1 protein-coding gene is annotated in these 2,850 nt (G+C 65.3%); it reads left to right on the top strand.

The genetic code is table 11. The annotated features are described in order from the left end of the window. The first annotated feature begins 37 nt into the window (after positions 1–37). Complete coding sequence (locus tag LH475_RS04735) at positions 38–2,341, top strand: FdhF/YdeP family oxidoreductase (protein ID WP_297412990.1); 2,304 nt, start codon at positions 38–40, stop codon at positions 2,339–2,341. The last annotated feature ends 509 nt before the right edge of the window (positions 2,342–2,850 follow it).

The raw sequence follows: 2,850 nt of genomic DNA, 5'->3' as shown, positions 1-2,850 counted from the left end.
GTCGATTACTTTGCATATTTCGGGGCAAGATGGGGTCATGACACGTGGAGCACCGGTCGAGGACATCAACGAAGACAACCTCACCATCAAGAAGCCCAAAAAGTCCGCAGCAGGCGTAGAAGCGGTGCTTGTCGCGCTCGAACGCGGCATCGCCCAGGCGGGAGTGGTGCGCACCGCCCGATCTCTCCTGCGGCTCAACCAACGCGACGGCACCGATTGTCCCGGATGCGCGTGGCCCGAGTCGCAGGGACACCGCAAGAGCGCGGAGTTCTGCGAGAACGGCGCGAAGGCCGTGGCCGAGGAGGCGACGCTTCGCACCGTCACTCCCGAATTCTGGGCGAAGCACTCGATTGCCGAGCTGGCCGAGAAGACCGAATACTGGCTCGGTAACCAGGGCCGGATCACCCACCCGGTCGTCATCCGTCCTGGCGACACCCACTACTCGCAGATCTCCTGGGACGACGCCTTCGAGCTCATCGGCGAGTCCATCCGCGCCACCGTGCCGGAGCGCACCGTTTTCTACACCTCGGGCCGCACTGCCAACGAGGCGGCGTTCATGTACCAGCTGTTCGCCCGGTCGATCGGCACCAACAATCTGCCCGACTGCTCGAATATGTGCCACGAGTCATCGGGTTCCGCGCTCAACCCGACGATCGGCATCGGAAAGGGCACCGTTTCTCTGGAGGATATCCACCAGGCGGAATTGATCTTCGTCATCGGGCAGAACCCCGGCACGAATCACCCGCGGATGCTGTCCGCCCTGGCCGAGTGCAAGGACAACGGCGGCAAGGTTGTCGCCGTCAATCCGCTGCCCGAAGCCGGCCTGTTCAACTTCAAGGATCCGCAGACCGCCTCGGGAGTGCTCGGAAAGGGCACGAACCTCGCCGACGAATTCCTGCAGATCAAGGTCGGCGCCGACCTCGCGCTGTTCCAGGCCCTCGGTCACCTGCTGCTCGAGGAGGAAGAGCGTGTTCCCGGCTCCGTCGTCGACCACGAGTTCGTCGCCGCGAACACCGACGGCATCGACGCCTACCGCGCAGCGCGGAAGACCATCGACTGGGGCGAGACCGAGACGGCCACGGGCCTCTCCAGGCTCGAGATCGCCAAGGTCGCCCAGATGATGGTCAAGTCGAAGGCGACCATCATCTGCTGGGCGCTGGGCCTCACCCAGCAGCCACACTCGGTCAACACGCTCAAGGAGATCATCAACCTGCTCCTGCTGCAGGGCAACTTCGGCAAGCCGGGCGCGGGGGCCTGCCCCGTGCGGGGGCACTCCAACGTGCAGGGCGACCGCACGATGGGCGTCTGGGAGAAGCCGAAGGAGTGGATGCTCGACGCTCTCGACAAGGAATTCGGCATCACCTCCCCGCGTGAGCACGGCCTCGACGCGGTCGACACCGTCGAGGCGTTCGAGAACGACGAGGTGGACGTGTTCATGTCGATGGGCGGTAACTTCGCGCTCGCCTGCCCCGACACAGTGGCCCTTGAGGGCGCGATGCAGCGCGTCGGCCTGACCGTCTCGGTATCCACAAAGCCGAACCGGTCGCACGTCATGCACGGACGCACCTCGCTCATCCTGCCGACGCTCGGCCGCACCGACACCGACGACAAGCATCCGGGCGGACGACAGGTTCTCTCGGTCGAGGACTCGATGTCGGTCGTGCGCACGACGCAGGGACGGCTCAAGCCGGTCTCCGAGCACCTGCTGGCCGAGCCCGTGATCGTGGCCCGCATGGCCAGGGCAACGCTCGGCGATGACCATTCCGTCAACTGGAAGGGCATGGCCGAGGATTACGACGTAATCCGCGACCACATCGCGCGAGTGCTGCCGGGTTTTGAGGACTTCAACAAGCGGCTCAAGACGAAGAATGGCTTCGTGCTACCGAACCCGCCGCGCGACACCCGCAGCTTCGCAACCGACATCGGTCGGGCACGGTTCACCGTGAGCCCGCTCGAGTACCTGACCCCGCCGGCGGGCCACCTCATCCTGCAGACCATGCGCAGCCACGACCAGTACAACACCACGTTCTATGGGCTGGATGACCGCTACCGCGGCATCTCCGGCGGGCGCCGCGTAATCCTGATCAACAAGGATGACGCGATCGACATGGGGTTCGCGGATGGCGCCATGGTCGACGTCATCAGCACGTTCCAGGGGTCGGAGCGGCGGGCCGACAAATTCAGGCTTGTGGCCTATCCGACGCCCCGCGGATGCGTCGCAGCGTACTTCCCCGAAGCGAACGCGCTCATGCACCGCGAGCTCGTGGCGCGCGAGTCGAACACGCCCGGCTACAAGGCCATGGCCGTGCGGTTCGTGGCGCATGAGGAGAAGGTGGCGTAGCTCTCGCTGGTTGAGCCGGTCGCGCAGCGACCGTGGGTGGCCTGCTCAGTCTGCTGAAACACCGTTGGTTGAGCAGGTCGCGTAGCGGCCGTGTCGAAACCCGCTGGGATGGTGGGGTGGGCCGGGCTGTGTAGGTTGGCGTGCTCCTTTCTTGCGCGATTTCGACATGGCCGCGGGCGGGCTGCTCAATCGACTCAGTCGCCGCTGGTTGACCAGGTCCCGGAGCACCTTCTGCTGGTTGAGCCTCGCGCAGCTTTTTCTGTTGGTTGAGCCTCGCGCCGTCCCTTCTGCTGGTTGAGCCTCGCGCAGCCCCTTTCTGCTGGGTGGCCCGGTCGCGGAGCTTTTTCTGTTGGGTGGGCGGCTCGTGTGGCGACTGTGTCGATGCGCGCCTGCCGGGGGTCAGGGCAGCCGTGGTGCCAGAAGTGTGCCGCCGCGTCGGGGTGTTCTGGTGGGGTCGATGGTGGCGGGTGGGGTGAACCAGGGGACGTTGTCGATGACCTGTATTGTCC

It is taken from the genome of Cryobacterium sp., assembly GCF_026786305.1.
Taxonomy (GTDB): Bacteria; Actinomycetota; Actinomycetes; order Actinomycetales; family Microbacteriaceae; genus Cryobacterium.
The sequence above is the reverse complement of the archived record's forward strand: the minus strand, read 5'-3'. Positions and strand labels throughout refer to the sequence as shown.